27 protein-coding genes are annotated in these 26,711 nt (G+C 53.0%); 5 read left to right on the top strand and 22 right to left on the bottom strand.

All coding sequences use genetic code 11. The features are described 5' to 3' along the window. Positions 1-55 precede the first annotated feature (55 nt). On the top strand, positions 56-1,432 hold the full coding sequence (locus CWE17_RS05290; protein WP_131455332.1) for a hypothetical protein: 1,377 nt from the start codon (positions 56-58) through the stop codon (positions 1,430-1,432). A 34-nt stretch (positions 1,433-1,466) separates the two neighbouring features. Here the strand turns inward: CWE17_RS05290 and psb29 are convergent, their stop codons facing one another. Further along, positions 1,467-2,156 carry a photosystem II biogenesis protein Psp29 gene (gene psb29, locus CWE17_RS05285; RefSeq protein WP_131455331.1) on the bottom strand — a complete coding sequence of 230 codons (690 nt, stop codon included), beginning with the start codon at positions 2,154-2,156 and terminating at the stop codon, positions 1,467-1,469. Between the two features lie 80 nt (positions 2,157-2,236). Between psb29 and clpP the strand changes: the two genes are divergently transcribed. Next, entirely contained in the window at positions 2,237-2,827 is a 591-nt protein-coding gene (gene clpP, locus CWE17_RS05280; RefSeq protein ID WP_131455576.1) for an ATP-dependent Clp endopeptidase proteolytic subunit ClpP, read from the top strand. A gap of 18 nt (positions 2,828-2,845) precedes the next feature. On the opposite strand, the gene CWE17_RS05275 is transcribed toward clpP, so the two are convergent. The 4 genes from CWE17_RS05275 to pyk are packed head-to-tail and all read right to left on the bottom strand — an operon-like array spanning position 2,846 to position 8,106. Then, a complete protein-coding gene (locus CWE17_RS05275) occupies positions 2,846-3,076 on the bottom strand; it encodes a hypothetical protein (RefSeq protein WP_131455330.1) in 231 nt (76 codons plus the stop codon). 55 nt (positions 3,077-3,131) lie between these two features. Then, a complete protein-coding gene (ftsH, locus tag CWE17_RS05270) occupies positions 3,132-5,048 on the bottom strand; it encodes an ATP-dependent zinc metalloprotease FtsH (RefSeq protein ID WP_131455329.1) in 1,917 nt (638 codons plus the stop codon). Positions 5,049-5,102: 54 nt separating this feature from the next. Next, on the bottom strand, positions 5,103-6,332 hold the full coding sequence (locus CWE17_RS05265; RefSeq protein WP_131455328.1) for an ABC transporter permease: 1,230 nt from the start codon (positions 6,330-6,332) through the stop codon (positions 5,103-5,105). A 7-nt stretch (positions 6,333-6,339) separates the two neighbouring features. Beyond that, a complete protein-coding gene (gene pyk, locus CWE17_RS05260; RefSeq protein ID WP_131455327.1) occupies positions 6,340-8,106 on the bottom strand; it encodes a pyruvate kinase in 1,767 nt (588 codons plus the stop codon). Positions 8,107-8,200: 94 nt separating this feature from the next. Between pyk and CWE17_RS05255 the strand changes: the two genes are divergently transcribed. Then, positions 8,201-8,530, top strand: a complete 330-nt coding sequence (locus CWE17_RS05255; RefSeq protein ID WP_131455575.1) for a nucleoside triphosphate pyrophosphohydrolase family protein — start codon at positions 8,201-8,203, stop codon at positions 8,528-8,530. Here CWE17_RS05255 and CWE17_RS05250 read toward each other — a convergent pair. The 3 genes from CWE17_RS05250 to ilvA are packed head-to-tail and all read right to left on the bottom strand — an operon-like array spanning position 8,527 to position 10,959. Beyond that, entirely contained in the window at positions 8,527-8,823 is a 297-nt protein-coding gene (locus CWE17_RS05250) for a YggT family protein (protein WP_131455326.1), read from the bottom strand. The two genes, CWE17_RS05255 and CWE17_RS05250, sit on opposite strands and share 4 nt — an antisense overlap. Before the next feature lie 25 nt (positions 8,824-8,848). After that, entirely contained in the window at positions 8,849-9,361 is a 513-nt protein-coding gene (gene scpB, locus CWE17_RS05245; RefSeq protein ID WP_131455325.1) for an SMC-Scp complex subunit ScpB, read from the bottom strand. A gap of 47 nt (positions 9,362-9,408) precedes the next feature. Beyond that, complete coding sequence (ilvA, locus tag CWE17_RS05240) at positions 9,409-10,959, bottom strand: threonine ammonia-lyase, biosynthetic (protein ID WP_131455324.1); 1,551 nt, start codon at positions 10,957-10,959, stop codon at positions 9,409-9,411. Between the two features lie 70 nt (positions 10,960-11,029). Here ilvA and dxs point away from each other — a divergent pair, with 70 nt between their 5' ends. Further along, on the top strand, positions 11,030-12,964 hold the full coding sequence (gene dxs / locus CWE17_RS05235; protein ID WP_131455323.1) for a 1-deoxy-D-xylulose-5-phosphate synthase: 1,935 nt from the start codon (positions 11,030-11,032) through the stop codon (positions 12,962-12,964). 56 nt (positions 12,965-13,020) lie between these two features. Here the strand turns inward: dxs and psaK are convergent, their stop codons facing one another. From psaK to CWE17_RS05220, 3 genes are all read right to left on the bottom strand, one after another. Beyond that, positions 13,021-13,278: a photosystem I reaction center subunit PsaK gene (gene psaK / locus CWE17_RS05230; protein WP_131455322.1), complete on the bottom strand. Its 258-nt coding sequence runs from the start codon at positions 13,276-13,278 to the stop codon at positions 13,021-13,023. Positions 13,279-13,342: 64 nt separating this feature from the next. Next, a complete protein-coding gene (locus CWE17_RS05225) occupies positions 13,343-13,672 on the bottom strand; it encodes a DUF3593 domain-containing protein (protein WP_240789255.1) in 330 nt (109 codons plus the stop codon). Next, the gene (locus tag CWE17_RS05220; protein WP_131455321.1) at positions 13,665-13,961 is read right to left on the bottom strand and encodes a DUF2499 domain-containing protein; all 297 of its coding nucleotides are present in this window, start codon (positions 13,959-13,961) and stop codon (positions 13,665-13,667) included. The genes CWE17_RS05225 and CWE17_RS05220 overlap by 8 nt, the downstream gene beginning before the upstream one ends. A gap of 70 nt (positions 13,962-14,031) precedes the next feature. On the opposite strand from CWE17_RS05220, the gene csaB reads away from it, so the two are divergent. Then, on the top strand, positions 14,032-15,105 hold the full coding sequence (csaB, locus tag CWE17_RS05215; RefSeq protein ID WP_131455320.1) for a polysaccharide pyruvyl transferase CsaB: 1,074 nt from the start codon (positions 14,032-14,034) through the stop codon (positions 15,103-15,105). Here csaB and CWE17_RS05210 read toward each other — a convergent pair. The 11 genes from CWE17_RS05210 to rpmB all read right to left on the bottom strand — a co-directional run bounded on the left by CWE17_RS05210 (position 15,041) and on the right by rpmB (position 26,709). After that, entirely contained in the window at positions 15,041-15,967 is a 927-nt protein-coding gene (locus CWE17_RS05210) for a CHAD domain-containing protein (protein WP_131455319.1), read from the bottom strand. The two genes, csaB and CWE17_RS05210, sit on opposite strands and share 65 nt — an antisense overlap. A gap of 20 nt (positions 15,968-15,987) precedes the next feature. Next, positions 15,988-17,178 (bottom strand): PstS family phosphate ABC transporter substrate-binding protein, encoded by a 1,191-nt coding sequence (locus CWE17_RS05205; RefSeq protein WP_240789254.1) that lies wholly within the window; start codon positions 17,176-17,178, stop codon positions 15,988-15,990. Beyond that, the gene (gene corA, locus CWE17_RS05200; RefSeq protein WP_131455318.1) at positions 17,087-18,223 is read right to left on the bottom strand and encodes a magnesium/cobalt transporter CorA; all 1,137 of its coding nucleotides are present in this window, start codon (positions 18,221-18,223) and stop codon (positions 17,087-17,089) included. The genes CWE17_RS05205 and corA overlap by 92 nt, the downstream gene beginning before the upstream one ends. A 239-nt stretch (positions 18,224-18,462) precedes the next feature. Further along, positions 18,463-20,346 carry an NAD-binding protein gene (locus CWE17_RS05195; protein WP_131455317.1) on the bottom strand — a complete coding sequence of 628 codons (1,884 nt, stop codon included), beginning with the start codon at positions 20,344-20,346 and terminating at the stop codon, positions 18,463-18,465. A 24-nt stretch (positions 20,347-20,370) separates the two neighbouring features. Next, the gene (locus CWE17_RS05190) at positions 20,371-21,342 is read right to left on the bottom strand and encodes an ABC transporter ATP-binding protein (protein ID WP_131455316.1); all 972 of its coding nucleotides are present in this window, start codon (positions 21,340-21,342) and stop codon (positions 20,371-20,373) included. Next, a complete protein-coding gene (locus tag CWE17_RS05185; protein WP_131455315.1) occupies positions 21,339-22,157 on the bottom strand; it encodes a carbohydrate ABC transporter permease in 819 nt (272 codons plus the stop codon). The genes CWE17_RS05190 and CWE17_RS05185 overlap by 4 nt, the downstream gene beginning before the upstream one ends. Next, on the bottom strand, positions 22,154-22,966 hold the full coding sequence (locus tag CWE17_RS05180) for a carbohydrate ABC transporter permease (protein ID WP_131455314.1): 813 nt from the start codon (positions 22,964-22,966) through the stop codon (positions 22,154-22,156). Before CWE17_RS05180 ends, CWE17_RS05185 begins: the two co-directional genes overlap by 4 nt. A gap of 53 nt (positions 22,967-23,019) precedes the next feature. Next, positions 23,020-24,291, bottom strand: coding sequence for an ABC transporter substrate-binding protein (locus tag CWE17_RS05175; RefSeq protein ID WP_131455572.1), 1,272 nt, complete (start codon positions 24,289-24,291; stop codon positions 23,020-23,022). Between the two features lie 17 nt (positions 24,292-24,308). Next, on the bottom strand, positions 24,309-25,790 hold the full coding sequence (gene ggpS, locus CWE17_RS05170) for a glucosylglycerol-phosphate synthase (protein ID WP_131455313.1): 1,482 nt from the start codon (positions 25,788-25,790) through the stop codon (positions 24,309-24,311). Positions 25,791-25,870: 80 nt separating this feature from the next. After that, positions 25,871-26,437, bottom strand: coding sequence for a peroxiredoxin (locus tag CWE17_RS05165; RefSeq protein ID WP_131455312.1), 567 nt, complete (start codon positions 26,435-26,437; stop codon positions 25,871-25,873). Positions 26,438-26,472: 35 nt separating this feature from the next. Next, positions 26,473-26,709, bottom strand: a complete 237-nt coding sequence (gene rpmB / locus CWE17_RS05160) for a 50S ribosomal protein L28 (RefSeq protein ID WP_131455311.1) — start codon at positions 26,707-26,709, stop codon at positions 26,473-26,475. Positions 26,710-26,711: the final 2 nt, after the last annotated feature.

Here is a 26,711-nt window from a genome sequence, read left to right as displayed (position 1 = left end):
CTGCTCTCCTGCTGGTCTTCGTCACAGGGTCAGTCATCTATCTCTCCACAATCGAATGGCGCGACCGACGAAGGCGGCGAACCGCGTCTGGCAAAAGCTGAGGGACCTCCTCGGTCGTCATCCCATCACCGGTGGAGCATTGATGTTGCTCTGCTTTGCCGGAGGTGCCGGAATCCTGCTCTCCGGCACCAGTGCTGATCAACCCCTGTCCCAACGTCGTGGCATGGCCAGATTGTTGGCATCCATGCAGTTGGTCCAGTCATTTCGTGGGAATCCCTCAAGGCCAGTGCCCTCCATCTGGGCCCAGAGGTTTGGTTTACGTCGCTCTGAATCGCTCTGGAAAAAGCAGGGTTCGGGGCTTTGGTGGCAGGTCTGGGCAGCAGATGGTCAGCCCTATCTCGTTGTTCCAGCTCGCTTGTTGCCAACGAATGAGCGTGAGGGGCTCACACTCACCAGCTTGGAGGGGCTTTTGCTCGCGGGTGCTGACCCGCTGCATCGGCAACAGATTCAGCAACGTCTCCAGTCGTCGCCAGCCCGGGCGGTACCCGGAGGTTTGGCTGCGATCTGCCTGGATCGTTTAGCCACGGATCCTGGTGTTGCCTGGTCTCCTGATGGTCTGGCATCGCTGAGTGGACCATTGGCCCCTTTGCTTCAGGTGGCTCGCTATGGCTGTCTCAATCTTGAGTTGAACGGATCCAAACTGTCCTGGCAGGGAATGGTTGGCCGACGGCCATTTGAAGCGGCACCCGCAGGCGTGGCCCAGCCATTGCCCGCAACGGAGGGCCCAGATCCAATCGCCTCGAATGAGCTGCTGACCATCCGTGGTCGCGCGTTGGGTGATCTGCTGGGTGCTCTCCTCTCCCGCAAGATCATCCAGGAACCACTGGAAGCAGACTTCAAGCTCAAGTCAGATCTGCGCAGGATTCTGGCGACACAACCCTTTGAGCTCCAATTGCGCTCGCTTGGAGGGGGCCCATTTCAAGCGGCGCTCTTGATCCAGACCCGCCTTGCGGGAGGTCAAGCCCGCTGGGGCGAGAGCTTGGCAGCCATCCGAACACGCCTGCTGGATCGAGGGCTCAACGCATCAACCCTTTCGGGGCCCGGGATGCTGTTCCGTGATCCGTTACGAGACGGGGCTGTCGTCGGTGGCTGGCGCTGGTTGAACAAGCAAGGACAATTCAGTCTTGGTGTGGCCACCCAACCAGTGCTTGCGCCGGTATCCCTTGTCATGGCCGACGACAAGGCCGACCAACTGGTTGTTCAAGCACGACCATCACTGCTCAGAAGCAAGCAGCTGCTGGCTGGCCGTTGGCCCCCTGCTCTCACGCTGGCCAGCAGCTTGGTGACGAGGCTGCGGCCATTCGGCCGTGATCCTGCTGAAGCTGATTGGTTTGAGTGCCAAGGCGAACTACAGCTTGGGGGGCAGCCTTGAAGTCCTTGGCACTGCCCTGGAGGAAGGGTCTGCCTCAGTCTTTGGGCTCCTTGCTGGCCTTATCCCGCTCCTGACGCTCGCGTTTACGGCGCTCGGCCAGCAGCGTTTCTTCCATCAGCTCTACAGCCTGGGCCATCCTTTCGAGATTGCTGGTGTAGAGGCTGAGGTCCTTGTCCACCCTCTCTTGCGACAGTCCAATCGCACCACTGACCTCGTGAGCCAGCTTTCGAAGCAGCTCGGGGTCAGCTGATGATTCACCCTGGGCCGCACTCAGAAGGCTGAACACACCCACGGCCATGAGTCGCGAGTAGTGAAAGCTGCTTCCTGATGCACGACGCAGCCCTTCAGCGAGCGGTGCTGGTGCCCCTTCTCCCTTGGTTTCTAACCAACCGCGGACATCCTCCAGAGAGTGACCTGCGACAGCCGCTTGACTTTCGGAAGCGAGGCGTTGGATCGATTCGGCATCAAAACCGGTGCTTGAGCAAATGGCCTTGAACAGGTCAGCAAGTTGACCGTCTGGGCGGTATCCCCTGGTGAACGCCTCGAACACCTGGCGCAGGCCGACTGCGAAGAAGGCATCGACCTGAAAATGCTTTTGGTGGCTGAGCAGATGCAGCTCCACCAGCAGCTCATCGGCAGTGCGCCGATAGAGGGGAGGGATCACATGGGGGAATGCAGCGTGGAACGCCCGCTTGCTGTCAGCGATCGTCAGATGCTCGGCCAATGCTCGGCACAAATGATGTGGCACGACCATAGCGTTGCTGAAGCCGCCGTTAGGATCGGTGCACTTGAAGGATGAGCAGCATGATCCCGATCGTGATTGAAGAGTCGGGCCGGGGTGAAAGGGCTTTTGATATTTACTCTCGATTGCTGCGTGAGCGAATCATCTTTCTCGGTGAAGCAGTGACCAGTGAGTCGGCCAATCGAATCGTGGCCCAGCTTCTGTTTCTGGAAGCTGAGGACCCAGAAAAGGACATTTATCTCTATATCAATTCCCCTGGTGGTTCCGTCTATGACGGGCTTGGCATCTTTGACACGATGCAGCACATCAAACCGGACGTGCACACCGTCTGCGTTGGTCTGGCCGCCAGCATGGGTGCGTTTCTTCTCTGCGCTGGCACGAAGGGCAAACGCAGCAGTCTGCAGCATTCCCGCATCATGATTCACCAGCCTCTCGGCGGTGCCCGTGGTCAGGCCAGTGACATCAGAATCCAGGCGGATGAGATTCTCTTCCTCAAAGACAAACTCAATCGGGAACTTTCCGAACGCAGCGGACAACCCCTGGACAAGATTCAGGTTGACACCGACAGGGATTTCTTTATGTCGCCCCAAGAAGCCGTTACCTACGGTCTCATTGATTCAGTGATTGATCGCCGACCGGTTCATCCTGTCTGAACAATCAAAAGGGGCTGATTATCTGATCAGCCCCTTTTTGCTTTCTTTTAGTTCGCCCCAAAGCCCCTTGATCTCATCAAAGGCAGTTTCTTGGTCGATCTTGCCGTTGGCCTGAAGGCCAACGATCAAACCAACCCGTTCGGCAAATTGCTCAAGATTCTGATGGAAGACAAGGCGCTCAGGTGACCAATTGTCACCACGAAAGCTTGAGTGACTCTCCAGGGGAGAGCGTATTCCCTCGTCGTTCATCCAATCAACTGATCATCTCCTTCAAGCTAGTGGCGAAAGGGGATTCGGGCGAGCCTCAGGGGTTAAGAACAGGTGAAAAGCGCTCCTTCTCGGGGATGGTGGTTGTCTCTGATACCAAAGTGCGGAACTCATCTCCGTCCATGGTCTCGAGTTCGATCAGACGTTCGACCAGTTGATCCATCAGGGATCGGTGGGAGCTCACCAAGCTGACGGTCTCCTCGTAAAGACGTTTCACCATGGCCCGCACTTGCTCGTCGATCTGTTTGGAGATCGCATCAGAGACATCACTGCGGGTCATGAGATCGCGGCCGAGGAACACCTCCTGGCTGCCGCCCTCAAGCGACATGGGGCCTAGATCACTCATGCCAAAGCGGGTCACCATCTGCCGGGCCATGGAAGCCACCTGTTGAATGTCACCACCGGCACCGGTCGTGACTTCTTCATGGCCGAAGACCACATCCTCGGCGGCACGGCCACCCAAAGCGCCCATGATCCTTGCCTTCAGTTGCGCCCTCGACACCAGCATCTGTTCCTCGTCAGGAGAGAACCAGGTCAGGCCTTGCGCTTGCCCACGGGGGATCAAGGTCACCTTCTGAACAGGGTCGTGATCTTTGATCAGTGTTCCCACGAGAGCATGGCCCACTTCGTGGTAAGCAATCAGACGCTTGCTTCGTCCATCAGTGAGGGGCTGACCCTCCATGCCAGCGATGATCCGATCGACGGCATCATCGATTTCGGCCAGGCCGATGGCGTCCTTGCGTCTGCGCGCTGTGAGGATCGCCGCTTCGTTGAGGAGATTGGCCAGGTCAGCACCCGTGAAACCAGGGGTACGACGGGCAATGCTGTCGAGCGAGAGATCGCTGTCGAGTTTCTTGTTACGAGAATGAACCTCAAGGATTGAAAGGCGACCCTTGATATCTGGGGCATCCACAGTGACCTGACGGTCAAAGCGGCCGGGGCGCATCAAGGCGGAATCGAGGACGTCAGGACGGTTTGTGGCGGCGATGATGATGATGCCGCTGTTGCCCTCGAAGCCGTCCATCTCAGTCAGCAACTGGTTGAGGGTCTGCTCCCGCTCATCGTTTCCACCACCGATACCAGCTCCACGCTGACGACCCACCGCATCGATTTCATCGATAAAGATCAAACAGGGGCTGTTTTCCTTGGCACGTTTGAAGAGATCACGCACTCGGCTGGCACCAACACCCACAAACATTTCGACGAATTCCGAGCCGGAGAGGGAGAAGAACGGAACTCCGGCTTCGCCAGCGATGGCCTTCGCCAAAAGGGTCTTGCCTGTACCCGGTGGGCCGACGAGCAAGACGCCTTTGGGGATTTGTGCTCCAACGGAGGTGAAGCGCTCGGGCTGTTTCAGGAAGGTGACCACCTCCTGAAGGTCTTGCTTGGCCTCGGCAACGCCGGCCACATCGTCGAATTTCACACCCGTCTCAGCCTCCATAGCGAAACGGGCCTTCGTCTTGCCGAACTGCATTGCCTGACCTGGGCCGCCGGGCATGCCGTTGGATCGGCGAGCCAAAAAGATGAGAGACCCGATCAGAAGCAATGGGAACAGGAGATTGCCAAGAATCCCAAGGGCTGGGGGCGCTGAGCGGGGGGGGTGAATGTCGAAGCTGATGCCTTCCTGCTTCAGCGTGTTGATGAGCTCTGGAGCCAAACCGGGAAGGTCCACTCGCAGGCGTTGAACGCGATTGTCCAGATCCGGGTCCACGGCTTCTACCACCGCATTGCGACCACCGTCGTAGATGTCGACCGCCGTCACTCGCCCTGATTCCACGTAGTCGAGGAAACGGCCATAGCTCATGCGGGCCACAGCCGCATTGCGTGGTGCTTCAGTCGGACCACCGGGACGCAGCGCCTGGAGACCGCCAGTGCCGATCACCTGCCACGCCAGCACAAGGGCGACAACGACGGGGAGAACCCAGAGAGCAATCTGGCGCCAACGCTGATTCATAAAAAGAATCTCAGTCAGGAGACTTTAAGAGTCCTGGTTGCTTGAGTGCTGGATTCAGAGGCTGCGTAAGGCCACGATTGGGTCTAAACGTGCCGCACGTCGGGCTGGAACCACTCCAAAGAACAGTCCGATTGATCCGGAGAGTGACACCGTTAGCAGCACCGTGCCTGCGCCAATGCTCGCCGGAAGTGGAGTGATCGCTGCAACTGCAGCAACGCTCCCGAGGCCGACTGCCGTACCGATGAGACCGCCAAGGCTGGCCAGAACGAGGGACTCCACCAGAAACTGCACCAACACATCGGAACTTCGGGCTCCAAGGGCTTTCCGTAGCCCGATTTCCTCAGTGCGCTCACTGACGGAGACCAACATGATGTTCATGATGCCGATGCCACCCACCAGCAGGGACACCCCCCCAATGGCACCCAACATCAACGTGAGGCCCCCGGTGATGGTGCTCACGATTGTGAGCGCATCCTTCTGAGAACGCACCGCGAAGTCGTCCTCCCGCAGGATGCGATGCCTCTGACGCAGCAGGTTGGTGATCTGGAATTTCGCAGGTCCGGTGCTCGCTTCATCCCGAGCCTCCACGCTGATGAAGCTGAGGCTGACGCCGTAGGTGGGATCCCTTCCAGTCAGGCGACTCACCATCGTCGTGAGGGGGATGTAAGCGTTTTCGTCTTGATTGCTGCCAAACACAGCGCCTTTGGGGGCCATCACGCCGATGACTTCAAAGCTCTGGTTGCGAATGCGGAGGCTGCGACCGATTGCCTGCCCGGTCGGGAACAGTTTGTCCTTGAGATCAGGACCGATCACAGCGACACTGCGCGCCCCCTTCTCGTCTTGCTCACTGAGAAACCTTCCGCGAGCCACTTCAAAGCTGCGAACTGCAAGAAACTCGGGGGTCACCCCGGAGATGGAGCTGGTGGCACTACGGGACCCACTTTGGATCACCTCACTGCTGGTGATCTGGGGGGCCACCCGCAAGACGCTGGGCACCTGGCTGGCAATGGCCTCGGCATCTTCAAGGACGAGGGTGCGTGGGAAGGCAACTCCCTGACGGCGTGTGTCGTTGTTGCCAGGCACGACGAACAGCACGTTCGCACCAAGGTTGCTCAGTTGGTCTTCAGCCAGGTTCTGGGCACCGCGGCCCACGCCCACCAAGCTGATCACAGACGCATTGCCAATGATGATGCCGAGCATCGTCAGAAGGCTGCGCAGCCGATTGGCCCTCAGCGTGTTGAGGGCCATGCCCACCGTTTCACCGATGGGCAGCTTGGGGGCCATCTGTGCCTCAAATTGCTGTGTTGACGCTAGTGCCGCGGTGCACCAATCCGTCGCGGATCTGAAGTGTCACCACTTCGCCCTCGAGTAAGTGGCGTGTCGCATTGGCAACGCCGGCGATCAGGGGAGTGCCGAGACGTTGGGCGATCACTGCCGCATGCGCCGTTTCAACCGGTTCCTCGGTGATCACTGCAGCAGCATCGCGGATGGCATCCAGATCGTCGGCACTGGTGTCACGCACCACAAGGATCTCGCCTTTCTCGATTTTGCAGGCGTCACCAGGACACTGGACGAGCCTGACCCTGCCACTGACCGTCCCCTGCCCCACCCCTGTGCCGCGACCGAGCACGGCACTCACGATGCCGACCTTGACGAGATCGGTGGATCCAGCAACGCCTGCGAGGGTTCCAGCGGTCTGAACCACCAGGTCTCCCTCCTTCAGGAGTCCAAGGTCCTGTGCTGCCCCCATCGCGGTGGTGAAGGTTCCAGAGGTGCTGTTTTGCTGCGCGATCAATAGTGGAGTCACCCCCCAGACAAGTTGCAGCTTCCGAGCCACCGTCACTTCACTGGTGATGGCAAGAATTGGCGCTGCAGGCCTGAACTTGCTGACGTTGTGAGCTGTCGCGCCACTCTTTGTGAGGGGCAGGATTGCCGCTGCGTTGAGCTGGCTGGCGATGGTGCTCACTGCGCTGCTAATCGCATTCGGAATGGTGCTGGGCAGATGGCTTTCGATCCGACGCTGGGGGTAGTCCCTTTCGATGCGCCTCGCGATCGTTGCCATCGTTTCAACAGCTTCTACCGGATAGTCACCGACGGCGGTTTCATTGGAGAGCATGACCGCATCGGTGCCATCAAGGATGGCGTTGGCCACATCGCTCACTTCCGCGCGAGTGGGCCTTGGACTGGCTGCCATGGAGTCCAGCATCTGGGTGGCCGTGATGATTGGGATTCCAAGGCTGTTGGCCTTCTGGATCAACTCTTTCTGGAGTAGAGGGACCTCTTCCGCGGGCATCTCAACCCCAAGGTCTCCCCTGGCCACCATGACCCCATCACAGAGGGGCAGGATTGAATCGATCTGATCGATCGCTTCAAACTTTTCGATCTTCGCCACAACAGGGGTGCTGTGACCGTGCTGGCGGATCAGTTCGCGAATCTCCAGCATGTCGGAAGGATTACGCACGAAGCTGAGGGCCACCCAGTCGACCCCCTGCTGGAGTCCGAATGCCAAGTCGGTGCGGTCTTTGTCGGTCAGAGCCCGAACTGACAACTGAACATCTGGAAAGTTCACCCCTTTGTTGTTGGAGAGAACTCCCCCAACGGTCACCTGACAGTGCAGGGTTTGATTGTCGAGGTCCACGCGCTCAACCTTCATCTCGACACGCCCGTCGTCGAGAAGAATGCGACTGCCGCTGGTGACTTCCTCAGCAAGCTTGTCGTAGGTGACGGTCGCGATCGACTGATCACAGCTCACAGAGCGCGAGGTCAGGGCGAAGCTGTCTCCCTTGGCCAGGGTGATCGGACCGTCGGCAAAGCGACCCAATCGAATTTTGGGCCCCTGCAGATCCTGAAGGATGCCGATGTGCAGTCCCAATTCACTGGCCACCTGACGGATGGTGGCAATCCGCACAGCATGCTCGCTGTGGTCTCCGTGGGAGAAATTCAGGCGGAAGGTGGTTGCGCCAGCCTGAATCAGCTCACGGATCCGCTCAGGCGACTCGGTGGCGGGCCCGATGGTGGCCACGATCTTGGTACGGCGATTCAGATCGATCTGGGCCATCAAAGGGGGCCGGAAACATCGCGGAATCTACCCTCCAGACTTGACCTCCCCCCTACAACAGGGATTCAGAGGACTCATCTCCGGCACTTTGACCATGGATCTGAATGGCTATCAGCAGGCCGCGAGAACAACCGCCCGCTATCCGGATGTCGGTCAAAACCCGATTTATCCGACCTTGGGACTTGCAGGAGAAGCCGGAGAAGTCGCTGACAAGGTCAAGAAGGTGCTGAGAGATTCCGATGGCTGCTTTGACGAGCAAATTCGAGAGGATCTCAAGCTTGAGCTCGGAGATGTGCTCTGGTATGTCGCACAGCTGGCCTCGGAGCTGGACCTCAGCCTTGAATCAGTGGCTGCCGCGAACCTTGAAAAGCTCTCCAGCCGAGCCGAGCGCGGAATGCTCGGAGGCAGTGGCGACCGACGTTAAAAGCTGACGGCACCTGCAAACGCGAAGCTTGCCGAAGTGAGCAGCTGTTCCATGAGGCTCAGGGCGATGAAGGCGATGATCGCGGAGAGATCCAGTCCTCCCAGGGGTGGGATCAAGCCGCGGAAGGCATTCAGATAAGGATCGGTGATGGAGCTGACCGTGCTCAGCACGGGATTGCCCCAGTCCAAATTTGGGAACCAGCTCAGCAACACCCTCACGATCAACACCAACGAATAGATCTGCAGTGTTTGGGCAAGAATCTGCAGGAGGCTGGAAATGATGTCGTAAGCCATCGAGGAAAGCCGGTCTGCACAGACTCTATGCAGCATCGTCGGTCTCGGCGGCGATTGGGCCTGTGGTGGGCAGCACGGAGAACGTGCGGTGAAATTTTTCGGTCAGGCTTAACCAATACGAACGTCCTTCGCTGTGACGTTGTCGCTCAACAAAGTTCTGCTGAAGCAGTTCCTTGATGTGGTCGTAGGCGCCTGAGCCTCGCAGCTCGACGAGTTCCGACTGGAGGATGCGCTTTTTGAGCGCAATGGTGGCAAGCGTTCTCAGAGTCGCGGTGGAGAGGTCAACAGGCAACATGTCGCGCACGAGTTCTCCGAGTCCCGTCCTGAGTTGCAGGCCGTATCGGCCGCCATGGCTCGTGATTTCAAGCGCTGTATCCCGCTGGGCGTAGGCAGCGATCAGTGTGAGCATCGCTTCCTGCACCTGACGTTCTGTTGCTTCTGCATGCTTGGCCAGCTCCGCGAGGCCGACCGGCCGCCCCTTCAGGTAGAGGATGGCCTCAAGCTTGGCGGGGAGAGAGATCTCAAGCAGATCGGCCATCCGGGCACCCCTTTGGACCACAGCCCAAGGTACCCCCTCAAATCTGATCAGCCAGGGTCTTGCCGGGGCCCGAGGAACAGGCGGTAAGCAGGGTTTCCGGTTTCTTCCCAGCTTGGATAGCCAAGATCCCGAAGGAAATGGTTCCAATCGTCTCGATCGTTCTCTGGAACCAGCACGCCGACAACGATCCGGCCAACGTCAGCCCCGTGATTTCTGTAGTGAAAGATGCTGATCGTCCACTCGGGATGCAAGGCGCTGACAAAGCGCATCAGAGCGCCTGGGCGCTCTGGAAACTCAAAGCGGTAGAGCAACTCGCTGCAATTCCGACCTGATTCCTGAAGAGCTTTAACGGGCAATCGTCCGCCAACCATGTGACGCAGATGGACCTTCGCCAGTTCATCGTCACTGAGGTCTTGACATCCGTACCCGTGACGCAGCAGGTGGTTGATCAGATCGTCGCGATCAGCCTGGTCACGGACCTGAACGCCCATGAAGATCTGAGCCTGCGAGCCATCTCCCATCCGGTAGCTGAACTCCGTGAGGCTTCGTGATGCGAGCAATTCGCAGAGATTGCGGAGACTGCCGGCTTGCTCGGGAATTTGAACGGCCAGCATGGCCTCCCTCTCTTCACCGAGTTCGGCGCGTTCGGCAACGAAGCGCAATCGGTCGAAATTCATGTTCGCCCCACAAGCCACCGCGACAAGACGCCGATCCTTGAGACCCCGTCGAGCGACATCGGATTTCATTCCTGCGATGGCCAGGGCTCCTGCCGGCTCAAGGATGGATCGCGTGTCCTCAAAGACGTCCTTGATCGCCGCACAGATTTCATCCGTGCTGACGGTCACCATAGCGTCGACACATTGCTGCGCGATTGCAAACGTGTGCTCTCCGACTTCCCTCACAGCGACACCATCGGCAAACAGCCCCACTTGAGGAAGACGGATCCGTTCTCCAGACTCCAGGGACAGCGTCATCGCAGCCGCGTCATGGGGTTCGACGCCAATGATCTCCACCCCTGGCCAAAGACTCTTGACATAGGCCGCGATTCCCGCGATGAGGCCACCACCTCCAACGGCGACGTAGATCACATCGGGGGGCGAGGTCAACTGCCGGAGGATTTCCATCCCAATCGTGCCCTGACCAGCAATCACGTCAGGGTCATCAAATGGATGGATGAAGCAGAGCCCTTCGGCCTCACTGCGTCTCAGGGCTTCGGCATAGGCCTCGTCATAGGTCTCGCCGTGCAGCACGACCTCCGCACCGCGCTGTCGCACGGCTTGCACCTTCACATCTGGAGTGGTCACCGGCATCACGATGACCGCTCTGCAGCCCAGGGTTTGGGCGCTTAGGGCCACTCCCTGGGCATGGTTGCCAGCGCTTGAGGCAATGACACCTCGCTCCAGCTCGTCCTGATCAAGCTGGACCATGCGGTTGTAAGCACCCCGCAACTTGAACGAAAAGACAGGTTGGAGGTCCTCTCGCTTCAGCCAGATGCTGTTCCCCAGTCTCTGGCTCAGATTGGCTGCTGGTTCCAGAGGGGTTTCTCGGGCCACGTCATAGACACGGGCTCGCAGGATGCGGGGGAGATAGTGATCCATTCCTTCAGTCTCGCAACCGCCGCATCCGCAAGAGGAACCGTAGATTGCACCAATCGGCCGCGGGACGGGCATGCAACTGAGCCAATTGACCCATCCGAATCAGCTGCATGGCCTGTCCACGGCTGAGCTTGAGGATGTGGCAAGGCAGATTCGAGAGCGGCATCTTGAAGTTGTATCCAACAGCGGTGGTCACCTGGGCCCGGGTCTTGGGGTTGTGGAGCTCACCCTGGCCCTGTACCAAACCCTCGACCTTGATCACGATCGGGTGGTCTGGGATGTAGGCCATCAGGCCTATCCCCACAAATTGATTACGGGTCGCTACGCCGACTTCCATACCCTTCGTCAGCAGGGTGGAGTGGCCGGTTACCTGAAACGTTGCGAAAGCAACTTCGACCACTTTGGTGCTGGACACGCCAGCACCTCGATCTCTGCTGCCCTCGGCATGGCAATCGCGAGGGATCGTCGCGGAGAAAACTTCAAATGCGTTGCGGTGATTGGCGATGGAGCGCTGACAGGGGGCATGGCCCTTGAAGCGATCAACCATGCCGGACATCTTCCTCAGACCCCCTTGTTGGTGGTGCTGAATGACAACGACATGTCGATTTCACCACCGGTTGGGGCTCTCTCCAGTTACCTCAACCGCATGCGCCTGAGCCCGCCCATGCAATTCCTCTCGGGTTCCGTTGAGGAGAGCATGAAACATCTCCCCTTCATGGGCGGAGAATTGCCGGCCGAGCTGAATCGCCTGAAAGGCAGTATGCGGCGACTGGCCGTACCGAAGGTTGGGGCTGTTTTTGAGGAGCTCGGCTTCACTTACATGGGGCCCATTGATGGCCATGACTTGGCCGAGATGACGCGCACATTCCAGGCGGCACACCGTGTTGGTGGTCCTGTCCTGGTCCATGTGATCACGACAAAGGGCAAGGGCTATCCCTATGCGGAGGCCGATCAGGTCGGCTATCACGCACAGTCCGCTTTTGATCTCTCCACTGGGAAGGCACGTCCCAGCAAAACACCCAAGCCTCCCAGCTACAGCAAGGTTTTCGGTCAGACCCTCGTCAAACTCTGTGAGCAGAACGGTCGGGTCGTTGGAATCACGGCTGCGATGGCCACCGGTACAGGTTTGGATCTCCTTCAGAAGGCGATTCCTGAGCAGTACATCGACGTCGGCATCGCTGAACAGCATGCCGTCACCCTCGCTGCCGGCATGGCCTGCGAAGGACTCAGGCCTGTGGTGGCGATCTACAGCACGTTCCTTCAAAGGGCCTACGACCAGCTCATTCACGATGTGGGCATTCAGAAGCTCCCCGTCACTTTTGTGCTCGATCGCGCTGGCATCGTCGGTGCTGATGGGCCAACCCATCAGGGTCAATACGACATCAGTTACTTCCGGGCCATTCCCAACTTCACAGTGATGGCCCCCTGTGATGAGGCGGAGCTTCAACGCATGCTCGTCACCTGTTTGCACCATGACGGACCAACCGCCTTACGGATCCCACGGGGCCCGGGTGAAGGCGTCCCCTTGATGGAAGAAGGCTGGGAGCCCCTCGCCATCGGTTGTGGTGAGGTACTGCGTCAGGGTGATGACCTCTTGATCGTGGCCTACGGCTCAATGGTGAGCAGGGCAATGGCGACGGCAGATCTTCTGGCAACGAGAGGAACTGAGGTCACAGTCATCAATGCACGCTTCCTTCGCCCTCTGGATGAGCAACTCATCCATCCACTGGCGCAGCGGATTGGCCGTGTCGTCACCATGGAGGAGGGGGCACTGGCAGGCGGTTTTGGTGCTGCCGTACTGGAATCGCTCAACGACAGTGGAATTTTGATCCCCCTCTACAGACTTGGGATTCCGGATTGCCTTGTTGATCACGCCACACCACAACAGAGTTTTGAAGCTCTTGGGCTCACTCCACAGCAGATGGCCGATCGCATTACCGAGCATTTCCCAAATCTCGCTTCTTCGTCCCCCCTTGACCGGACACCGACGGCGCTTGTGCAGGGGTAAAAAAAGACCGGTCTTTGCAGACCGGTCTTCGGAATTTCAGAAATGGTGACAACTGTTCAGAGCACGCCACGGGCGGCAAGCCCCTGAATGGCGCCGATGCCAATGATGTGCCCAAGGCTTGTGGTTGCCAGAAGAGCAGCGTGACCCATGCCGCCGAAGAACGCGGGGTTGGGGAGTTTGGCACCCTCACTCGGGTATTTGATGGTGGCCTTGCCGATGCCAATGGCGATGACATTGCACACCACCATCACGAGGGCCACCTTCGGCGTCCAGGAAACCGTGGCGGGAGCAATGGCCAGAAGCGAAGTGATCATGCAGATCGTGATGCGACGCTTCATCCTCCGCTTTTAGAGGGGATCCGTCTCGACCTCGTAAGAGTTATTCACCGCTGGGAGTTCCCTTGAGTTGATCATGGCGTTGGAGGAGGCCGGCCAGGATCAGTCCATTGCTCAAGGTCAGAAAGGCCTCGGCACCACCGTGCAGCCAGTCAATCTGCACCAGTTCTGAATCGAACCGAATCAAAGCCCAGAGTGCGGCAAGGATGGTGACTAGCACAAAAAGAATGGTGAGCTGAAAGCCGAGCCTGCTGAGTTTCGGAATCAGGGGCGTTCGTCCCGCGAACCACAGGAAGAGCAGATAAGGAATCAGGGACGCAGCAAAGAGAGGAGCCGGATCCAGAGTCGTCAAATGCAACAGTGAGTCAGGCACGGGTCGTTCTTTGCAGATTCCAGGCTGCTAAAGCCATGCAGCAATTGCCTACCAGGGTGAAGAGGGCCTGAAGCAGCACCAGTGGACGAAAGAGCTCGCTGTTGTCGGTGAGATGCCAGCTACAGGCCGCCATCGCACTCACTAACGCAGGAGTCATGGCGAGCGCAAGGCCATTCAGGCGCGGTGCCGTCTCAAGACGAGCAAGGCGATGGAGCAAGACAATCGCCAGGATCCACTCCAGAACCGAGGTCCAGTGGATCCACCAGGTTCCGAGGGAGAGAGCGTGCATAAGGAGCGCGACACAAACTCAACCTAGAACCTTTCGAGAGCCGATAATGGCTGGGTTCCGAACATCCGCCATGGCGACAGCCGGCAAAGGCGCAAGGCGGGTTCTGCTATGCGGCTACTACGGGGAGCACAATCTCGGCGATGACGCCTTACTTCAGGTTCTTGTGGGTCAGATTCCTACAAGCTGTCGTCTGCTGATCACGGCCTACGACCAAAGGCTCGTATCAGAACTGGTGCCGAGTAGCAAGACGGTTCAACGTCGTTCCCTTCGCTCCGTTCTCAAAGCGGTTGCGACGAGTGATGTGTTGATCCTCGGGGGAGGAAGCCTCCTCCAGGACAGCACGAGCTTCCGTAGCCTCCTCTACTACCTGACGCTGATCGTGATCAGCCGCGTGTGCAACACAAAGGTGCTGCTTTGGGGCCAAGGATTAGGCCCCCTGAACCGAGTCGTTAGCCGATGGCTGGTTCAAATGGTTTTGCCTTTGAGCACAGCAATCAGCTGGCGAGATCTGGTGTCCTATCAACAGGCTTGTCGCTGGCAACGATCGGTTCCAATGGTCTGGGGTCCAGATCCTGTTTGGTGCCATCCAGGGCGGCAATGGATCGGGGGAGGGGATGTTGTCGTTTGTTGGAGGCCGACTGAACGCCTCGACGATGAAGGATGGACTGTCTTAATCACAGCGTTGAGTCGACTGCAAAGTCGGACAGGAGTGACGATTCATTGGTTGGCATTTCATGCCGATCAAGATCGTCTGCTTCCAGATCAACTTCAGACGCTGGATGCCTTCACGAAGCGACTGAAAGAAGCTTCAACTTTTTCATCATGCCAAACAATCGATCAGGCTTTGGATATTTTCTCAAAGGCGAGGTTAGTGATTCCGATGCGTCTACATGCTCTGATTTTGGCACAATTGGCTGGAGCACCCTGTTCGGCCCTGAGCTATGACCCCAAAGTCAAGGCAGCGGCATCAATGGTGATGGCATCCTGCCTTGATCTTGGGAATCAACTGACTGTTGATCAATGTTTACTGGCTTGGTCAGAACAATTTGACCATCCAGCAGATCCATCGAAAATCCTGACTATTCAGTCGAGGTCACGCGTACATGCAGATATTTTGTTGGATGAGTTGAAATGCGTCGACTGAGTACGCGTCGCGTCGATAATCTCAAAAGACGCCGACTATGGACATCCCAAAGGCTGACAATCTGCTTTTGTTGTTGATGGCTGGCGTGAAGCACGTGATTCTTTTGCTTTTCAGAGATTCTGATTCTTGATTCATTGATCAAATGATCAAAAACATGGAGATCATGAAGATCTCCAAGAAGTTCTTGCAGTCTTCTGAATTGACGAAGATGAATATCTAGGTCAGATCTACATCGAGTTTTGATGTTCTCAAGCATATAGCGAGTACGTCTAATCTTACTTCGCAATGAATGGAGTTCGATCGAGTGGCTGATCGGATCAAGATGCCAGCCAGGATGCAACCACAGAGCAGATAGATAAGGGGTAATCAATTCATCGACCCAGTCGTCAATTGGCTGGGATGCAGAATGGTGGAATTTGGGTTTGCGAGTCCAGCCTTGAAGACGTGAGATAAACTTAAGATAGGTAGAACTTCGTAAAAACTGTTTCATATCGGTAGCTGCTCGTTTACGCTCACGACCAATAGCCTTCTTCAGAGCATCAAGCTCTTCATCAGTTTTACTACCAAGCATCGTTGAAAATGAACCGGAAACAAGTTCCTGTAGAACATCAAGGTCTCTGGTGAGTCCTAGTGATGAACATAGGCGGGAAACTCTTCGTTCTGTAACACCATTCGGTAGATCAAGAAACGGCTCAAATTGCAAGAGAACACAACGAAGTCGCCGTAAGCTGACGCGGAGCTGGTGCAATGGCTCGATATCTCGATCTTCGATTACATTAACTTGAAGAGAAACAATACGATGCAATTGTGCTTGAATTAAAGAGTGGCTAAACTCACCAATTGTCAGAGGAGCCAATTGCATAAAAAAGGCATTGGGACAATTTAACGATAAGCAGGTTTCTTGTGTTGATCAAAGCTTTGCTCAAGCACCTGACCAATAGTCAGGCCAACGGGAATTGTCCCAGAAAAAGAACTCCCTAGAATGTGACGATACAACTTTGATTCGACAAGACGATAGGTTCGCGAGGGCAGAGGGATGTAATTCGCTTCCTTCACTAATGATTCAGCACGGCGAAGATAAAAGGCTACAAAGTTTCTAAGACTCTTGTCGTTGTTGAGCATTCGATCGTTAACGTACAAAAAGAGAGGGCGCGACAGAGGTTGGTAAAGCTCCTTTTGTACATTTGCAATTGAAGGGGCCACGGGATTACCCTTGGGGTTTACGACCTTCAATGCCCTCAGCTTTGAACTGTTTTTCTTAAAGTAGCCAAAACCAAAATAAGCAAGCGCATTCTGATTTTTGATAACGCAATCCACTAACACATTATCGTTCTCGCTAGCGGTGTAGTCCGAACGGGAGTTTTTTAATGAGCCATTAATGGCCTTATTGAAAATATCATAGGTGCCGGAATCCTTGCCTGGTCCACAGAGCTTGATGGGTTGGTCAGGAAAGTCGTGATTAACTTGATTCCAGCGGGTCACAGATCCAGATGCCTTCCTATTCCAAAGGCGTTGCAGCTCTTTAGTGGTGATTGAGGTGACCCAATTATTGTTTTTATTGACAGCTATAGTAATTGCATCGAAAGCAATTGGTAGCTCGATAAACCGAATATTGTTTGAGGTGCAGGCACTAATCTCCTTTTTGGAGATTGGTCGAGATGCATTAGCTACTGGGATCTTGCCATTACAGAACTCACGAAATCCAGCTGATGAGCCTGTTTCCTTCAGAGAAAACTGAACGGAGCGACCCTGAGAAGTTTGCTGAAATTGTTTAATAGCACGGGCCGTAATTGGATACACAGTGCTAGACCCTTTAATCGCGATGACCTCTGACGCGGAGGAAGGCCAGGCAGAGAGACAAAGAGCGAACGAGCAGCCGCTGAGTAGAGTGAGCGGGATGGTTCTCGAGTTGATGGCCATTACTGCCATGTGTGTCAACCTTATTCTGGCCTCGCCACGAAGGCCTGGGGTTAAGTAGACGTTATCGATCAGATCGACTGTCAGGGCCGCCTGTCCAGTCTTGGAACCATCCCCGGCGCCAAAGGAAATAAGCCTGGAAAGCAGCAATACCACTCATCAAAATAAGGGAGTATGCATATCCAAAAGACCATTTCAATTCTGGCATATTTTCAAAATTCATCCCATAGATTCCAGCGATGAATGTTAATGGAGCGAATATTGTGCTGACAATTGTCAGTGTCTTCATGATTTGATTCATGCGATTGCCAGTGCTTGCCATATAAGCATCATTAACGGCGTCGGCCTGATGGAGAATTCGATCGCCGATCTCTAGCAAAATATTGACATGGTCAGCCATGTCATGGAGGCCTTGTCGAGCACCAGGTCCAAGTAGTCGATGACTTTTACGTAGCAGATAGATTAAATGATCTCTTAAGGGCCACAACTGTCTTCTTGCCTTGCGAAGATTTCGTCTCAGTGTGAATGCACGCTTAAGAACCGAGGGCTTTGGTCTCAATAATGCGGCTTCCTCCAATTCATCAAGATAAGATCGTACGCTTTCAAGCATCGGCAAATGCGTGTCCAGGATCTCGTCGATTAAATAATGGAATAAATTATCAAGATCAAGATAATCCTCTGTTGACTTGAGAGAGTGAATCCAGTGCTCAAGCTCACGGAATTCAAGCAAAGGATTCTCCTGAATTGTAATCAGAAAACCGTGGGCTAAAAGAATCGTGAACTGCTCACTAATAAGATGTGAGGGGTTGGATGCCAAAGAGAACTGATGGAGAACTCCTAGAACAGCGGAGGGAAATGAATCAATACGTGCTTGTTGCGGCGCTGTTAGCAACAATGGCCAAAATTCTGGTTCAATATCTAGAACATCAAGGTAGGATTTGATTAATTCTGGATCTGCCAATCCACGTATCTGAATCCATAGGGGTTCGTTCAGCTCTTTAAGCTGCTGTAGGACACCTCTATCATTAACGTTAATCCATTGGGTTGTTTCCTGTTCAATCAACAAAACTCGGCAGCTCACTGGAGCCCGACCACCATGGACAAATAACTGAGTTGGCCACTCACCTGGTCGTTCACTAAGGGGAATCGGTTCAGGGATACTGTCGAGATAGCCACTACTTCTTGATGTTTGTTCAGTCATGAGATCAATCAACGATCATGAGTCTGGGCGTGGAGAGTGGGGGCAGCATTGGTTGGCAATCCATCGGATGCACTGACGGATCGGATAAGAACACCTCCAAGAAGGAAGGTTGTCTGCAGCATGATGCAGAGCAGGACATCAGACCGCGCATTCCAGAGTATCCAGATCAAGGTGGTCATCCATGCTTGATTCCATTTCAGTCGATTGAGGTTCGATCTGATGTTGCGAGCAACACAGGGTCAACCCTTTGTCTCGATGAGCTCAGTGCGCACAGCCATTCGCTGAAGTTCATGTTGAAGTTGCTTCGCTAAGTCTCGATCAATCGTGGGGGTGTAATGCCAGAGTCCATCCATTGATGCGGCGAATTGACCTGGTGCCATTCCCAGATGTCGTGCCAAGACCTGTTGCGTATCGAAACTTTGAGCAGATCGACACTGAACCTGATACTTCAGTCGCCAGCGAGGTGGATCGCATTGATTAAGTTCAATGCGACGCAGCCCCTGCAAATCAGCCAAAACGAAAAGCTCTGAATCCTGAATGAGCCTTGATTCAAGTGAGGGAAAGATCTTGGCATGCCGATCATGGCTTCGACGTAATGCGAGAGCTGTAACGCCAAAACCCTCTTGAATACGCGAAATGGTTGAACCAACTAATGTGTCATGCTCGTCAATACGATACCTTACGAGCAAAACTGTGCGTCCATTAATTCGTCTCACCTCCTCCACTTGTTCACCAAAGGCAGTTGCAACAAACGCGTCAGCCGCAAGATCAAGTGTAGAAATAAAGCTGATACCTCCAAGTAGGTCTTCAAGGCTCTCTCCAGCATCAAGATCCTTCGTAATAATTGCAACTCTGCTTGAGGTGAAAACCATTTGCCATTCAAGGGCTAGACGTAAATTCTTCAGAAGATCTGTTGAGAGCAATCCTGCACCAACAAATTGTGTATGTCGAGTCCATCGTTGAAGTTGGCTAGTCGATAGATTTGGAATATCATCCTGGCTGGAAAGTCTTAGCACCTCGATTCCCACAGCTGTAAGCTGTGAACTCACCAAGTCTGCAAGCGATCCTCCATCAAGCAAGATCACACTTCTCGAACCAGTGCTGAGTCGACGGCGCGGACTGAGACCCAGCCTTCTACTGAGCAATTGATCGAGAATAAGGGCGACAATTGCAGCAGTTAGAATTGTGCCTATAATCGCATAGGTTACAGCAAGAATGAGTGCAAATGGTGACAATGAAGAAATGCCTTGGCCAGAATGCTCAATCAACACATTGACTGGATCGACAAACTCTCCTTTTAACAATGCAAGGGTGATCAAAAATCCAGATTGAATGCTACGGCCATTGGAAAAATAAGGTATTCCAGAAATAAAAAGTATTAGCGCGGTTATGATTAGCAGGTCCCATGATTGAATATTCTTGACCCTATGGTTTAAATATCGGCCAAAGTCGAGAATAACGACAGATAATCTTCGGATTATCTGTCTCATCGATCTCGTAGCTTTACCTCGGCCATAGACATTTGTTTGATGGTTAAGAGTGAGCACTAGTTGATCATTCAGATCTTCATCCGTACTGATGCCCAGCTTTAATACTCGTGATAAGTACTTCGAAGAAATATCGACAGGTCTATCATGTTGCTGAAGTGTGATTCGTTGATTGAAAAGAGTAAATGTAGCTGGAACTTGCTCAGGTCTCAGTGACTGGGCAATTGCACTTGCACTGAGCAAGAGTGGATCGACAACTCTCAGATTTGGAATTCTGGCTTCAAGTAGGTCATTTAGTGATTCCTGTTGGCTCGAAGATCGGACAACGATGATTGCCTTTGTGTTCAGAATTCTGACGTGCAGAGCTGCCTCCAGATTGATCGTGCTGTCTGAACTCAGTAAAAGCACGCTTCGAGCACGGCCAACCTGTGCTCGCTTGAGCGTTGATGACAGACGCATATCCCCGAGGATTAGCTGATCCTCATATTGGGCCTTTAACTCTTCTGATCTCCAGGCTGGGTGCTTGCAATCAACACAGATCAGATCAACATCAAATGGACGGAGCCTCTCGAGGCACAACTGGCCCAGAGAACCCATCCCGCAGATCACCAGAGGTTCGCTAACTGGTGCTTGCATGGTGAAACCATCGTCAAGCTCAAACTAGCTACGGCGTTTGCCCGTATCAGTATTGAAACAATGTTGTTCGTTTGTATTCCAGCTGACATGAAGTGTCTCATTTGGCTCAGCGTCAGCTGGAAGTGTGATGCGGAGATGTCCATGTTGTGAGTCGAGAAGCCAGAGTTGATGTGAACCTAGCCATTCCCTTTCTATAAGCCGACAGGGGATCCCAACAGAATCAATCCGAAGGCATTCCGGACGTATACCGATCGTTGTGCCATCATCCTTGGGGATCAAATTGATTTGTGGTCGACCAATAAAACGAGCAACAAAAAGACTTTCAGGTTTCTGATAAAGCATTGTCGGAGATGCCAGTTGCTCAAGCCGCCCATCTCTAAGAACTGCGATTTGATCTGCCATAGCCATGGCTTCGTGTTGATCATGCGTTACATAAACCACTGGTTTTTGCTCTTTCAAGATCAAATGCTTGAGTTCAGGTCGTAGTTCTTCGCGCAGCTGTGCGTCAAGATTACTCATTGGTTCATCGAGTAGATAAACCTTAGGATCACGAAGAAGGGCGCGAGCCAAAGCAACGCGTTGTCGTTGTCCCCCCGAGAGTTGAGCCGGACGTAAGGATGCTCGATCACTCAGTTGAACCCTTTGCAAAACCTCCTGTACCTTTCGAATACGAAGTGATTTTGTAATCCCTCTGATCCGTAATCCCAATTCCAGATTTCCTGCCACTGACAAGTGTGGGTATAGAGCATAACTCTGAAATACCATTCCAATTCGTCTCTTGTCTGGAGCAATATCTGTCACATTATCTTGACCAAGGTAAATGGAACCCGATGTTGGTCGGTCTAGACCGGCAATTAACCGTAGTGTTGTACTTTTGCCGCACCCACTGGGGCCAACAAGTGCTAGGCATTCCCCTGGCTTAACAGTAAAACTTAAATCACGTAGGATTTCTTGATCACCAATCTTGAAGCTGACGTTAGTTAAAGTTAAGGTCATGATTTTACTGCACCTGAAGTCAGACCACTGACAATTGATTTTTGGAAGATGATGACAAGAATCATTAAAGGTATGGCTGCAAGTACTGTTGCTGCAGCATAGGCCCCATAGGGGACTGAGTACACGGATGAACCGGCAATACGTGCAATCGCTACAGGTAAAGTCAAGAGCTCTGAATCACTTATCCAGGTAAGTGCAATTGGATATTCGTTCCAACAGAAGAGAAACACCAAAATGCCTGTGCTTGTAATTGCTGGGCCCAAAAGTGGAAGAAGAATCCAACGTACACGCTGCCACAAGGAAAAGCCTTCAAGTCTTGCCGCGTCTTCGAGTTCAGTGGGAAGATCACGTATTGCTGCGGCAAGAATCAGGATGGCCAATGGTTGAGATAGCGCTGCATAAGGCAAACATAAGGCCAGCAGATGATTACCAAGATTGAATGTTCTCGCAAATTCAAGAAGCGCCAAAAATAAAAGTACAAATGGGAAGAGTGCAGCAAGGACAAGTCCAACTGACAAGGTACGAGCTATTTTCTTTCCCAATCTAGTGATGGCGTAAGCTGCAGGAAAAGCCAAAACTAGTGTGAGTAGTGTGCTGAATACTGAAACAATCAGACTGTTTACTAAGTATTTCCAGAATGGTGGTTCACCATTTAAAATAGATCGGTAATGCGTTAATGTCCATCGATGATCCAGACTAGTCAATGGCTCTAATAGTGCTTGGTCACTACTGAACGATGTGTAAAGCTGCCATAACAGTGGTCCAAGAGACCAGGATAAGAGTATTGCGATCCACAGACTTCTGAATCGATTCATGATCTACCGATTTTTTGATTGATCTGTTGCCATTGGCCAGCGATGATCCAGGCAGTGGCGCAAACCAAGGTAAGGAGGACGAAACTGGCGACAACAAGTGTGGCACTGTATCCAAAGTCGAGGAACCGCATGGCATTTAAATAGGCATATAAAGAAAGACTCTCCGTGCTGCTTGCGGGGCCACCACCAGTCATCACTTGAATAAGATCAAAAACCCCAAATGCCTGCGCTAATCTAAAAATCAAAGCTATTGCTATATACGGCTGCAATAGCGGCAATGTGACGTCGCGTAAACACATCCAATTGCCTCCTCCTTCTAACTTAAAGGCTTCATAGAGATCCTTTGGAATAGACTGCAATCCTGCTAACAAGATCAAGGCCATGAAGGGAGTTGTTTTCCAAACATCTCCAATCACTGTTGCGATCCAGCTAATTGAAGGATTGGAAAGGATATTCAGAGTTTCAATACCAACAAGATCGGTCAACTGATTTAATGGTCCATACGGTGAGTTAAAGATCCAACGCCAGCCAAGTGCCATCACAGTCGTCGGCAACGCCCAGGGGATCAGCGTCACAGCACGAACAGTGCCTCGACCTCGCCAACGTTGATCGAGCAAAACAGCAATTGCAACCGCCAATATGAATTCAACACCGACCGAGACAACGGCAAACCGACCTGTTTGTATTGCGTCCTGCCAGAAACGACCATCTGAAACGATACGTACCCAATTAGCACCACCATTAAATTCAGGCATCAAGCCAGTTAACACAGAGTTGGCTTGAAAACTCATCCATAGATAATGGAGCATTGGGGCTCCATATACTAGGAGTAGGAGGATAAATGCTGGCAATAAAAGATAAATCAACTGCGCCCTCCTGCTGATTTAATAATATATTCGGTAGATATTTCTGTCTCCTGCATACTTTGGTTTGAGGGGGATTCACCGGTTAAGGAGCTGTTCAGATTGCGTTGTAAAGCATCGCTTATCTGTGCGTAGAGGGGAGTCTCTGGACGTGCAATTGCATGATTCAGTGCAATTGATAATTCAGGGAGTATTGGATTAATAGTCAATAACTCAGGATCATTGAACAGTTCGGTGGATGTGGGGGTATATCCATGAGACATGGCTAAGGTCCGCTGTGCTGACTGTGATGTTAGAAAGCGAATGGCTGTTGCTGTTTCATCCGCATGCTTTGTGCCATTCAAAATCGATAATCCCCAGCTTCCTAGAGTGGCTGCAGAATTTTCTTCACTAGTTGCGACCATCGTCGTCACTGCCACCTTCCCCTTCACGGAACTATCTTCCTTCTGTAGTTCAGCCCATGCGTACGGCCAGTTCCTCATGAATGCTGATTCCCCCATTTTGAAACTCTGCAACGATTCTGCCTCAGCAAAATTTGCGACAGCTTGTGGGCTAATGCCGTCTTTGATCAGGTTAGTTAACCAATTGGCAGCAGCCAGACCTGGTTTTTGATCCAGTCCAATAGTGCCTGTGGATGGGTCATACCAAATCCCTCCAAAGCCATGAATCACTTCCAGATACACACAGCTCAATCCCTCATATTGACGTCCTTGCCACACGTACCCCCACGGTACCTTTTGGTCTGCTTGTAATTGCTTACTGATATTGACTAACTCATCTGGGGTCCGTGGTGGTGAATCCATAAGGTCTGTTCTCCAGTAGAGAAGCCCCATACTTGCGACAAATGGCCAGCGGACGATTTGGCCTTCGAATTCATTCCCTGGTTGAACTCCTTTGGCCAGCTGCTCAAACTCCGCTTTTTCAAACCACTGGTCCAATGGCTGCAACCATCCAGCCTTGGCATATTTGGGGACCCATGTCACATCCATTAATAAAGCATCGAATGGTGGATTTCCAAGCAACAAACTGCTGATAGCAAGGTCGGAGATTGCCTCTGTCTCAAGCGGTCCTTTGACCACGGAGAGACGAATATGACCATGATGTTCTTGGTTAAACTGATCCACCAGGGGTTTCGTCGCATCAGCGAATGGAGCCGGCATTAGTACCTTTACATCCACTGTCTGGCTCGCAAGAGCAGTCTTTAGACCCAACCATGTCATTACGACGAGCAAGACAATCAGCAGCGTCGTGGTGGTGCGGCGAAGTTGCATGAACTTCATTGATTCACCTAGCTCATGGCTCCGAGCTGTTCCTCAGCCCAGTCTGAAACCGTAAAACTTTCCACCGCAGACGTCATTTTTTCCATCCTCAAGATCTGCTCTTCTGGTGACATGGAAAGGGCTAGATCAATGGCTTCATCCATTTTTCGATGTGAGTAAGGATTGGTTAGCACAGCGCCATCGAGTACTACAGATGCCCCAGTAAACTCTGACAGGACAAGAACGCCATCTTGTCCTTTTCTTGCAGCTGCATATTCTTTTGCCACGAGATTAAGGCCATCTCGTAATGGAGTGATCCAGCAAATGTCTGACCGAGTAAACCAAGCAATCATCTCTCTATAAGGTATTCTTCTTGTAGAGAATCTTACTGGCACCCAATCGATCAAGCTAAAGCGTCCATTGATCCTCCCTGCCATCTCTTCAATTGATCTCTGCGTGTCTTCATAGATTTTCATGCCGCTTGCTGCTGAAACACACGCCAACATCAAAACGACCCGTCCATGAAGTTCTGGCCGACGCTCAAGCAATCGTTCGAATGATAGCAATAGTTCTTCATTCCCTTTTGTGTAGTCAACTCGGCTTGCTGACAAAATCAGTTTTCTACCCTTCCGTGTATCTTCTTCAATCTGTTGAGATAATTTTTTGATCTCTTCTTCATGAACAAGCTCCTGAATTAAATCTGGCGATGTTCCTACAGGTGAAGATAATAATCTAATTGTTCGACCGTTATATTCCAGCACCTGCGTTTCAGATGGTTCGCTCAAGGCCGTTCCTGATTCAAGGAATCTTGCACCTACAGGTACTTTTGGCCCTTTCTTGGCACCAATGAGGCAGCTTGCTGCACGTGCAAAATTTTCTGTATATCTCGGTATATGAAACCCGACAACATCGCAGCATAAAAGGCTTTTGAGAATTTGGTCGCGCCAGGGCAGGATAGAGAACACGTCATTGCTTGGAAAAGGAGTGTGATGAAAAAATGCAATTTTTAGATCTGGACGCTGCTCTCGAATCATTCCAGGAGCGAGCCAAAGGTTGTAGTCATGGACCCAGACAATTGCACCCTCAGCCGCCTCTTCGCAGGCCGCATTGGCAAATCGTTGATTCACAGTTTCAAAAATTCCCCAGTCTGCATTATTGACATCGAAGTAAGTGGGAAACGTATGAAGGATTGGCCAAAAAGACTCCTTTGAGGTAACGTGATAAAAGCTATTGATTTGTTTGCTATTTAGAGGGATTCTCTTGAGCACAAATGGTGCTGGATTTGACATCAGTGTTCGTTCGACCGAATCATCAGTCTCATCATTTACTTCTCTCCAAGCAATCCATGTTCCATCTAGATTGCTCAAGAATAAATTTCTCAGTGTTGGTATTATGCCATTAGGACTTTTTTGGTCAGCCCATTGAATTCTTCCTTCTGAATCAACAACCGCATCGAAGGGAGTTCGGTGATACAGAAGGATGAATGAACTTGTGCCCTTTTTGCTCGCCATGAAAATCCATCTCCGAGGCTGCCCTTGAGAGGACAGCCTATGTAGGCCTACTTCTACCTTTCCCTAATTTGCTCTGCTTGTCAAACTCGTCGATTTTCTTGGCATGCGGCCTGAAGTGTTCTGAGCACCTCACGTGCGTGTCCGACGGGGCGAACACCTGTCCAGCTCTCTGAGAGCACTCCTTCTGGGTCAATGAGGAATGTATGGCGCATCGAGTATGGCGGCATCCATGACCCATAGCGTCGGCTCACAGCTCCGTCTGGATCTGACAGCAAGGGAAAGTCAAGACCTTCACTGGTACAGAAGGATTCATGCTCTTCCAAATTATCCGCACTGATGGCAACGATGCTGGCCCCCGCTTGGTCAAATTCGTTGACGAGACTTTGAAAGCCATGCGCCTCAATAGTGCATCCTGATGTGAAATCTCTTGGATAAAAGTAGAGAACGAGCCAGCGTCCCTGAAAGTCATTTAGAGACCAACGTTTTTGATCAGGATTGGTACGGTCGGTTCCTTCCAGGTCAAACATTGGCGCAACGCTGCCAATGGCAGGCATTGTTCCACCAAGGGCTTGAGCAGACCTTCCACGGCAAAAAAAAGCTCCACCGACAACTAATAGTCGGAGGAGCTGACGACGGTTGAAGTTCATTGGGTCTGGACCTGACTGCTTGACCCTAGGAGCAATCAGATCTTGCTGAGATCAATACCAAGTGACTTGGCATAAGCGCCAAGACCTTTCTTCTGAATCGTTTTAAGAGCGCGTGTCGTGATACGCAGGTTGACCCAGCGCTTGCCTTCCGCCCACCAAAGCCGACGCTGCTGCAGATTGGCCTGCTGCAGTTTCTTGGTGCGGATGTGAGAGTGGCTCACCGCCATGCCGTTGTTGGCGCGTGTTCCGGTGAGTTGGCACACCCGAGACATGG

It is taken from the genome of Synechococcus sp. BS56D (genome assembly GCF_004332405.1).
GTDB lineage: Bacteria > Cyanobacteriota > Cyanobacteriia > PCC-6307 > Cyanobiaceae > Synechococcus_C.
This window is presented reverse-complemented; position numbering and strand designations above follow the sequence as displayed.

Coding starts and splice junctions, on each gene's coding strand:
- csaB (WP_131455320.1), top strand. CDS start 14,032: ATGGCGACAGCCGGCAAAGGCGCAAGGCGGGTTCTGCTATGCGGCTAC.
- CWE17_RS05265 (WP_131455328.1), bottom strand. CDS start 6,332: ATGGCCCCCAAGCTGCCCATCGGTGAAACGGTGGGCATGGCCCTCAAC.
- dxs (WP_131455323.1), top strand. CDS start 11,030: ATGCAACTGAGCCAATTGACCCATCCGAATCAGCTGCATGGCCTGTCC.
- corA (WP_131455318.1), bottom strand. CDS start 18,223: ATGACTGAACAAACATCAAGAAGTAGTGGCTATCTCGACAGTATCCCT.
- CWE17_RS05185 (WP_131455315.1), bottom strand. CDS start 22,157: ATGAATCGATTCAGAAGTCTGTGGATCGCAATACTCTTATCCTGGTCT.
- CWE17_RS05190 (WP_131455316.1), bottom strand. CDS start 21,342: ATGACCTTAACTTTAACTAACGTCAGCTTCAAGATTGGTGATCAAGAA.
- CWE17_RS05290 (WP_131455332.1), top strand. CDS start 56: ATGGCGCGACCGACGAAGGCGGCGAACCGCGTCTGGCAAAAGCTGAGG.
- CWE17_RS05165 (WP_131455312.1), bottom strand. CDS start 26,437: ATGAACTTCAACCGTCGTCAGCTCCTCCGACTATTAGTTGTCGGTGGA.
- psaK (WP_131455322.1), bottom strand. CDS start 13,278: ATGATCACTTCGCTTCTGGCCATTGCTCCCGCCACGGTTTCCTGGACG.
- ggpS (WP_131455313.1), bottom strand. CDS start 25,790: ATGGCGAGCAAAAAGGGCACAAGTTCATTCATCCTTCTGTATCACCGA.
- scpB (WP_131455325.1), bottom strand. CDS start 9,361: ATGGCCGATCTGCTTGAGATCTCTCTCCCCGCCAAGCTTGAGGCCATC.
- clpP (WP_131455576.1), top strand. CDS start 2,237: ATGATCCCGATCGTGATTGAAGAGTCGGGCCGGGGTGAAAGGGCTTTT.
- pyk (WP_131455327.1), bottom strand. CDS start 8,106: ATGGCCCAGATCGATCTGAATCGCCGTACCAAGATCGTGGCCACCATC.
- CWE17_RS05275 (WP_131455330.1), bottom strand. CDS start 3,076: ATGAACGACGAGGGAATACGCTCTCCCCTGGAGAGTCACTCAAGCTTT.
- CWE17_RS05220 (WP_131455321.1), bottom strand. CDS start 13,961: ATGCACGCTCTCTCCCTCGGAACCTGGTGGATCCACTGGACCTCGGTT.
- CWE17_RS05195 (WP_131455317.1), bottom strand. CDS start 20,346: ATGCAAGCACCAGTTAGCGAACCTCTGGTGATCTGCGGGATGGGTTCT.
- ilvA (WP_131455324.1), bottom strand. CDS start 10,959: ATGGATCACTATCTCCCCCGCATCCTGCGAGCCCGTGTCTATGACGTG.
- CWE17_RS05175 (WP_131455572.1), bottom strand. CDS start 24,291: ATGCAACTTCGCCGCACCACCACGACGCTGCTGATTGTCTTGCTCGTC.
- ftsH (WP_131455329.1), bottom strand. CDS start 5,048: ATGAATCAGCGTTGGCGCCAGATTGCTCTCTGGGTTCTCCCCGTCGTT.
- CWE17_RS05180 (WP_131455314.1), bottom strand. CDS start 22,966: ATGCTCCATTATCTATGGATGAGTTTTCAAGCCAACTCTGTGTTAACT.
- CWE17_RS05250 (WP_131455326.1), bottom strand. CDS start 8,823: ATGGCTTACGACATCATTTCCAGCCTCCTGCAGATTCTTGCCCAAACA.
- rpmB (WP_131455311.1), bottom strand. CDS start 26,709: ATGTCTCGGGTGTGCCAACTCACCGGAACACGCGCCAACAACGGCATG.
- CWE17_RS05255 (WP_131455575.1), top strand. CDS start 8,201: ATGGATCTGAATGGCTATCAGCAGGCCGCGAGAACAACCGCCCGCTAT.
- CWE17_RS05210 (WP_131455319.1), bottom strand. CDS start 15,967: ATGCAATTGGCTCCTCTGACAATTGGTGAGTTTAGCCACTCTTTAATT.